6 protein-coding genes are annotated in these 8142 nt (G+C 73.5%); 2 read left to right on the forward strand and 4 right to left on the reverse strand.

The window, feature by feature from the left end; genetic code table 11:
* Positions 1-585 precede the first annotated feature (585 nt).
* From ACFV9D_RS31770 to ACFV9D_RS31785, 4 genes are all read right to left on the reverse strand, one after another.
* The gene (locus tag ACFV9D_RS31770) at positions 586-3000 is read right to left on the reverse strand and encodes a DUF3488 and DUF4129 domain-containing transglutaminase family protein (protein ID WP_385153907.1); all 2415 of its coding nucleotides are present in this window, start codon (positions 2998-3000) and stop codon (positions 586-588) included.
* Positions 2997-4370 carry a DUF58 domain-containing protein gene (locus ACFV9D_RS31775; protein ID WP_385153910.1) on the reverse strand — a complete coding sequence of 458 codons (1374 nt, stop codon included), beginning with the start codon at positions 4368-4370 and terminating at the stop codon, positions 2997-2999. Before ACFV9D_RS31775 ends, ACFV9D_RS31770 begins: the two co-directional genes overlap by 4 nt.
* Complete coding sequence (locus ACFV9D_RS31780) at positions 4370-5383, reverse strand: AAA family ATPase (RefSeq protein WP_385153913.1); 1014 nt, start codon at positions 5381-5383, stop codon at positions 4370-4372. The genes ACFV9D_RS31775 and ACFV9D_RS31780 overlap by 1 nt, the downstream gene beginning before the upstream one ends.
* 159 nt (positions 5384-5542) lie before the next feature.
* Positions 5543-6091: a beta-class carbonic anhydrase gene (locus ACFV9D_RS31785; RefSeq protein ID WP_385153916.1), complete on the reverse strand. Its 549-nt coding sequence runs from the start codon at positions 6089-6091 to the stop codon at positions 5543-5545.
* 311 nt (positions 6092-6402) lie between these two features.
* Between ACFV9D_RS31785 and rsmH the strand changes: the two genes are divergently transcribed.
* Together rsmH and ACFV9D_RS31795 are read left to right on the forward strand one after the other, a co-directional pair.
* Positions 6403-7362 (forward strand): 16S rRNA (cytosine(1402)-N(4))-methyltransferase RsmH, encoded by a 960-nt coding sequence (rsmH, locus tag ACFV9D_RS31790; protein ID WP_385153919.1) that lies wholly within the window; start codon positions 6403-6405, stop codon positions 7360-7362.
* Positions 7359-7943, forward strand: coding sequence for a septum formation initiator family protein (locus tag ACFV9D_RS31795; RefSeq protein ID WP_385153922.1), 585 nt, complete (start codon positions 7359-7361; stop codon positions 7941-7943). The genes rsmH and ACFV9D_RS31795 overlap by 4 nt, the downstream gene beginning before the upstream one ends.
* The last annotated feature ends 199 nt before the right edge of the window (positions 7944-8142 follow it).

Genomic DNA, 8142 nt, shown 5'->3' on the forward strand with positions numbered 1-8142 from the left:
CGCGCTGATGCGCGGCCTGTCGGGGCTCGCCGTATGTGCGGAGCCTTGCGGAGGGCTTCCGCCGGAGGGCGGCGCCCCCGCCCCGCTCCCGTTGTGGGCAATCGTCCCGCGGGGCTGGGGGTCCCCCCGGACGGAGTCTGGGGGAGGGTGGGCACACGGGACGGCGCCCTTGCAGGTGCCTCTGCCCCGACCGCCCCGCACCCCGAGGCCGTGCGGGCTCCCGGGGTGCACAGGCCCAGGGAGCGGACGCGCCCGCCAGGGCGCCGTCCGTTGTGCCCACCCGTTCCGCCCCAGCGGAACGAATGCCCACAACGGGGGGTGGGGTGGGCCCGCTCCGGTGGGCGGACGGCCCCCGGTGGGGAACGCCCGCCCACAACCCTGGGGGTGGGGAGGGTGGGCCCGCCCTGCGGAACGCCTGCCCACAACGGGGGTGGGGAGCGTGAGCACCGCTTTGGGGTACGCCTGCCCACAACCCCGGAGGGGGAGGGTGGGCACCGCCCAGTGGGACGGTTGCCCACGACGGGGTGGGGGTGCGGGGGTGCCCCCAAGGGCGGGTCGCCCTTAGGGGCACCGGGGCCCCGGCCGTCAGCCGCGCTGTCGCGATACGCGGCGGAGCGAACCCGTCACGCGGGCCGTCAGGGCGCGGCCACGCTCCGACCAGCGAGCCGTCCACGTCGACCAGCGCTCCGATGTCGCCCACACCACCCGGACGGCCGAGCGCGGTGCGAGCAGTGCGCGCAGGCGCGTCTTTCGGGGCGACGCTGTCGCGAAGCCCGACCTGACCAAGGCGACCTCGTCCACGAGGCCCGTGGCCGGGTGCGGCTGCGGGGCGTAGAGGACCCCTTCGACCGCGCGGGCCACCCGGTGCACCGCGTTCGCCGGTTCGCCCTCCAGGGCGCCCAGGCGAACGATCCGGGCCGCCGTTTTCCGGGGCGTCTGCGAGTCGTCCGGGGCGACCCCGTGGTCCCAGGCCGTGTCGCCGATCTCCCGCCAGGCCGCCAGGGTCCTGGCCACCGCGTCCTCGGCCGTGCGGCCCGAGGAGCCGAGCCGCCGTGCCCGTACTCGCGTACGCCACAGCAGCGGCGACAACGGCAGCAGCAGCCCCACCGCCACGGCCAGAACGATCAGCACCACCTTCAGCGGATCCACCCCACCGCCGTCGGACGACGCTCCGCCCGCCGCCACGTCCTGGCCGCAGTCGCCGAGGCGACGCAGCTGCGGAGAGCAGCTCTGCGAGGTGCGCGGCGCCGCGGTCGGCATCGCCGAGGCGCTGGCCTCCGGCTGCGCCGACGCCGTCGGCGTCCCCGTCGGGGACTGCTGCCGCGTGTAGTCCGGCGTGGAGCCCCGCGTCGGCGTCGGCTCGAACCGGACCCAGCCCGCGCCCTCGAAGTACAGCTCCGGCCAGGCGTGGGCATCCCGGATGCCCACCGACATCGTGCCGTCGGACTGCGAGGTGCCCGGCATGAAGCCGACCGCCACCCGGGCCGGGATGCCCAGGGAGCGCGCCATCGCTGCCATCGAGAACGAGAAGTGGACGCAGAAGCCCTCCTTGCGCTCGAGGAAGCGGGAGATCGCCTGGACCCCCGTGCCCGACTCGACCTCGACGTCGTAGCGGAAGCCGCCACTGGTCGCGAACCAGTCCTGGAGCTTCACGGCCCGCTCGTAGTCGTTCCGCGCGCCCCTGGTGACCTCCAGCGCCTTCGACTTCACGTCCGGCGGCAGCGAGTCGGGGACCCGGGTGTACTCGGAGAGGAGCTTGGGCGGCGCCGGCGGGGCCGCCGCCAGCTGCGCGGCCGTCGGCCGCACGTCCAGGCTCGCCACCGTGTACCGGGCGCCCCGGGTGTTCTGCTTGTCGTCGCCGACGATCATCCGCCCGGCCGGCTCGTACCGCCAGCGGCCGTCGATCTCGACCCGGGCCGCCGGGTAGGGCATCGGCAGCCACTTCTGCTCGTACGTCGAGGAAGCCACGAAGTTGCCCGTCACCTCGGTCCTTCGGACCTGGTCGCCGAGGCCGTCGGGCAGTGGCAGCCGCTCGGGCACGTCCTCGATCGGCCGGACCGAGGACTTCCACGAGGTGCCGTCGAACTGGTCGAGCGCCACGAGCCGCAGATACATGCCGCTCGTGTCCGTGGCGTTGGTCCGGTACCGGAGCACCTCGCGGTCCTCGGGCTGCCGGAGGTTGTCCTGGAGCGAGACCAGCGGGTTCACGGCCGAGATCGTGCCGCCCTTGCCGCTCTCGCCCGGCCCGTCGCCCGCACCGCCGAACAGGCCGCCGGAGAGGGTGGGCAGCGCGGCGGGCACCACCAGCGCGATGCCCATGGCCACCACGCCGATCCGCCGGCCGGTCCGCACCGGGGCGAGCGCCTGTCCGCTCCCGGACGCGGCCGTGCTCCCGGGACGCGGCGCGCCGCCGAAGACCCGCCCCCACTGCGAGAGCCGGTCACGGCTCTCCGCCAGGAGGAGCAGGAGATAGCCGGTGGCGGCCAGCAGGAACCACAGCCAGCTCGCGCCGCCGTCCGAGAGGCCCGCGGCCACCGAGTACAGCGCGAGGAGCGGCAGACCGGCCGGGGCCGCGCTGCGGAAGGTCACCGCGATCGTGTCCACGAGGAGTCCGACCACGAGCACGCCGCCGACCACCATCAGCCGGATGCCCTCGGTGTCGGGGGCCGGGATCGCGTAGGTGCCGACGTCGTCGGCGCCCGCCCGGAACAGCGCGGCGAACTGCCCGAGGGCCTGCGGCCCGGGCAGGAAGCCGAGCAGCGCCTGCTCCCGGGCGAAGACGAGGGTCAGCGTCAGCAGGCTCGCGAAGGCCTGCGAAGCGACCGTCAGCGGCCGGGCCAGCGGCACCCGCCGGGTCAGGACGCCGACCCCGCTCTGCACCGCCAGCAGGATCGCGGCCGTGAAGATCCAGGTCGCCGGCTTCACCAGCGGAAGGAGCGCGCCCGCCGCCATCAGCGTGGCCGCGAAGGCACCCAGTGTCAGCCGCCCGAGGCCGCTCATGACCAACCTCCGTACGTGTCACCCGCGGCGGACTCCGCACGCGCTCCGCCGGCCAGCTGCCACAGCTCGGCGAGCCGGGCACCCGGGCGCACGGCCAGCGCCGTCCAGCCGGCGTCCCGCAGCTGCCGCAGCCGCTCGTCGACCGCACCGGTCACCGCGCCGCCGGTCAGCCACGTGCCGGAGTCGAGGACGAACGCGACGGCCGCGCCGCTGCGCTGCCGCATCCGGGCCGCCACCGCCGCCTGCTCCTCGTCGATGTCGCCGACGAACGCGATCAGAAGGCCCTCGTTCCCGCTGCGCAGCACGTCGTACGCGCGCGAGAGGCCCGCCCCGTCGGAGTGGTCCACGACGGCGAGGGTGTCCATCATCAGCCCGGCCGCCTCGGCCGAGTCCTGCGACGTACCGGCGAAGCCCTCGGCGCCCTCGCCTGGCACCGCGGTGCCCATGTCGGTGAGGAGTCGTACCGAATAGCCCCGCTCCAGCATGTGCACCAGGGCGGACGCCGCGCCCGAGACCGCCCACTCGAAGGCCGAGTCGGGACCCGCTCCCTGGTAGGCGATCCGGCGGGTGTCGAGCAGGACCGTGCAGCGGGCCCGCTGCGGCTGCTCCTCACGGCGGACCATCAGCTCGCCGTAGCGCGCGGTGGAACGCCAGTGGACCCGGCGCAGATCGTCACCGTGGCGATAGGTGCGCGGGATCACGTCGTCGTCGCCGGCCAGCGCCAATGAGCGCTGCCGGCCGTCTCCGTACCCCGCCGCCTCGCCGGCCAGCTTCACCGGCGGGAGCGCTTCGGTCCGGGGGACCACGGTGAGCGTGTCGTAGGCGCTGAAGGAGCGAGTCAGCTCGCACATGCCGAACGGGTCGTTCAGCCGCAGCTGGAGCGGACCCAGCGGGAAGCGGCCGCGCAGATCGGAGCGGACCCGGTACGAGACCTCGCGCCGGCCGCCCGCCTCGACCCGGTCCAGCACGAACCGGGGCCGCGGCCCGAGCATGTACGGGACGTGGTCCTGCAGCATCAGCAGCCCGGTGGGCAGCCGGGAGACGTTGTCCATCCGCAGATGGACCCGGGCCTCGGAGCCGACCGGCGCCCGCTGGGGCGAGAGCCGGCGGCTGCCGGCGACCCGGTACCGGGTGCGGTGGAGCACCCCGGCGCAGATCAGCGGCAGCACGGCGAGCAGCAGGCCGACGCGCAGCAGATCGCTCTGGCCGAGGACGTAGGCGCAGATCGCGGCGGCGACCCCGGCTGCGAGGAAGGACCGGCCGCGCGTGGTGAGGCCGCTCAGCGCGGCCCGCACTCCGCCCCGGTCGTCACCCGTGCCGGCGCTCCGGTCGTCTCCCCGCTGCCCCTCCGGCGCGGCAGCGGTCGCCATCACAGCTGCCGAACGCCGGGCTGGCCGTAATGCGGGCCGGCGGGCGGCGCCGCGACCGGGACGGGCGTGCGCTGCAGGATGTCGAGGACGACCTGCTCGGACGTGCGCCGGTTCAGCTGGGCCTGCGCCGTCGGCAGCAGCCGGTGGGCGAGGACCGGCACGGCCAGGGCCTGGAGGTCGTCCGGCAGGACGTACTCGCGGCCGGCGAGCGCGGCGGACGCCTTGGCGGCGCGCAGCAGATGGAGCGTGGCACGCGGCGAGGCGCCGAGCCGCAGATCCGGGTGGTTGCGCGTCGCGGCGACGACGTCGACGGCGTACCGGCGCACGGAGTCGGCGACATGGACACCGCGTACGGCGTCGATCAGCTTCACGATGTCGTGGGCGTGCGCGACGGGCTGCAGGTCGTCGAGCGGGTTGACCGCCCCGTGGATGTCGAGCATCTGGAGCTCGGCCTCGGGGCTGGGGTAGCCGATCGACACCCGCGCCATGAAGCGGTCGCGCTGCGCCTCGGGGAGCGGGTACGTGCCCTCCATCTCCACCGGGTTCTGCGTGGCCACGACCATGAACGGGCTCGGCAGCTCGTAGGTCTGCCCGTCGACGGTGACCTGCCGCTCCTCCATGGACTCCAGGAGCGCGGACTGGGTCTTCGGCGAGGCGCGGTTGATCTCGTCGCCGATCACGATCTGGGCGAAGATCGCGCCCGGCTTGAACTCGAAGTCCCGCCGCTGCTGGTCGAAGATCGACACGCCGGTGATGTCCGACGGCAGCAGGTCGGGCGTGAACTGGATGCGGCGCACCGAACAGTCGATGGACCGCGCCAGCGTCTTGGCCAGCATCGTCTTGCCGACGCCGGGAACATCCTCGATCAGAAGATGCCCCTCGGCGAGCAGCACGGTCAGCGAAAGCCGTACGACCTCAGGCTTGCCCTCGATCACACCCTCCACCGACCTGCGGACGCGCTCCGCTGTGGTGGTCAGATCTGTGAGGCTCGCTCGATCGTCATAGGTCGTCACCCGGCCCTCCTCGGCCCCTCCGAAAAACTCCGACACCTGCCCCCGCGGTTCTTCGGGGGGTGTCACCCGAGCATTCTTGTTGCCCGTGCCGGGTTGTGTCACTTGCCTGTGGACAAGTGCGGGCGATATGCCGGGGTTTGCTGTGTTGCGCCCGGCGGATCAGGTGGGGTCGATCTCGCGCAGCAGACCCGTGGTCACGTCGAAGACGAAGCCGCGGATGTCGTCGGTGTGCAGCAGGAACGGCGAGGTCCGCACGCGCTGCATCGACTGCCGGACGTCCTGGTCGACATCGCGGAAGGCCTCGACGGCCCACGCGGGACGCTGGCCGACCTCGTCCTCCAGCTCGTGCCGGAAGTCCTCGGTCAGCGACTCCAGGCCGCAGTTCGTGTGGTGCACCAGCATCACGCTGCGGGTCCCGAGGGCGCGCTGGCTGATCGTGAGCGAGCGGATCACGTCATCGGTGACCACACCGCCCGCGTTGCGGATGGTGTGGCAGTCGCCGAGCTCCAGGCCGAGCGCGGCGTGCAGGTCGAGACGGGCGTCCATGCAGGCCACCACGGCCACGTTCAGCACGGGGCGGGCGTCCATGCCGGGGTCGGTGAAGCCGGCCGCGTATCGCTCGTTGGCCTCGACGAGCCGGTCGGTGACCGTCCCGGCGGTGCGTATCACGTCGGCGGCGTCGGCGGAGGGGTGCGCAGAGGTCGACATGTCTATGACGGTAGTGGTCACACGGGATCGTGGCCTGCTGTGAGAGCGGACAAAGAACGTCAATGAGCCTTGTTGTGAGGTAACCCACAGGCATGAGAAGAGCAAGCCCATACGGGTGAGCTGTCGGGAATGCCCGACTCCTCTCGCCGGCCCGCGCGACGCGCCAGCCGGTTGATTGACCGTCGGGTCCAGTGGACTAAAGTGACGCGAAGTTCACGGAGACATTGAGCGATTTCCGCAGTTTCTCCCCCGCGTGTGCGGCGGATGCGTAGCGGCCGCGCCGAATCTGAGCCGAATTCTGAGAGGGCGCATTGAGCAACGACCGACACGTCCCGGTGATGCTCCAGCGGTGCCTGGACATGTTGGCCCCGGCCCTGGAGCGCCCCGGTGCGGTGGTCGTCGACTGCACCCTCGGCCTCGGCGGCCACAGCGAGGCGCTGCTGCGCCGCTTCCCCGAGGCGCGGCTCGTCGCCCTCGACCGGGACAAGGAGGCGCTTCGGCTCTCCGGCGAGCGGCTGGCCCCCTACGGTGAGCGCGCCACGCTCGTCCACGCGGTCTACGACGAGCTGCCCGAGGTCCTCGACCGGCTCGGCATCCCGCGCGTCGACGGCATCCTCTTCGACCTGGGCGTCTCCTCCATGCAGCTCGACGAGGCCGACCGGGGCTTCGCGTACGCGCAGGACGCCCCGCTCGACATGCGCATGGACCAGACGACCGGCGTCAGCGCGGCGGAGGTCCTCAACACCTACCCGGCCGGTGAGCTGGTCCGCATCCTGCGGGCGTACGGGGAGGAGAAGCAGGCCAAGCGGATCGTCTCCGCGATCGTGCGCGAGCGCGAGAAGGAGCCCTTCACCAACAGCGCCCGCCTGGTCGAGCTGATCCGCGACTCCCTGCCGCAGGCGGCCAAGCGCACCGGCGGCAACCCCGCCAAGCGCACCTTCCAGGCCCTGCGCATCGAGGTCAACGGCGAGCTGACCGTCCTGGAGCGGGCGATCCCGGCGGCGGTGAAGGCGCTCGCGGTGGGCGGCCGGATCGCGGTCCTGTCGTACCACTCCCTGGAGGACCGGCTGGTCAAGCAGGTCTTCGCGGCGGGCGCGGCGAACACCGCCCCGCCCGGCCTGCCGGTCGTCCCCGAGCGGTACCAGCCCCGCCTGAAGCTGCTCACCCGCGGCGCCGAGCTCCCCACGGAGGAGGAGATCGCCGAGAACCGCCGCGCCGCCCCGGCCCGGCTCCGCGGGGCGCAGCGCATTCGGGAGGACGAGCACGCATGACGACGAAGGGGCCGCTCAAAGGGCGGGCGGCGAGGCTCGGCCGGCTCATGCCGTCCGGGCCCAGTACCGCCGCCCGTACCCCCTTCGTCCTGCTCGTCGTGGTCCTGCTCGGCGGCGGACTCATCACCCTCCTGCTGCTGAACTCCGCCCTCAACCAGGGCTCCTTCAAGCTGCGTGACCTCAAGACCAGGACCACGGAGCTCACCGACGAGGAGCAGGCCCTGCAGCGCGACGTGGACGACTACTCCGCGCCCGACGCGCTGGAGCGGCGGGCGCGGGAGCTCGGCATGGTCCCCGGCGGCAGCCCCGCCTTCCTCGATCCGGACGGTACGGTCCGCGGCGAGCCCTCCAAGGCGGCCGCGCCCAAGCCCAGCCCGACGCCGACCGGGACCCCGCCCCCGACCTCGACCGCGACCGGCACCCCGACCGGACCGCCGCCCGCGACGCCGACCGGGGCCGCCTCCTCGTCCCCGGAGCCCACCCCGGTCACGACGCCCGGGACCACGCCGGTCACGACGCCCGGGCAGACCCCCGAAACGCCGAAGACGACCCCGTCCGCCCCGACGAACTCCGGCAGGTGACCTCAGTGCCCCCCAAGGAGCCCCCGCGCCGCCGGGTGCCCGGCCCCGCCCGGCCCGCGCGCCCCCGGCCCTCCGACGGCAGGCAGGCCGACCGCCCGAACTGCTCGACCTGCCCACCGGCACCCCGCTGGGAGTCGGCAGCGGTCCGTTCGAGACCTCCGTCGTCGACATGAACCCCGGTGATCAGCTCGTCCTGTAC

It is taken from the genome of Streptomyces sp. NPDC059875 (genome assembly GCF_042731085.1).
GTDB lineage: Bacteria > Actinomycetota > Actinomycetes > Streptomycetales > Streptomycetaceae > Streptomyces.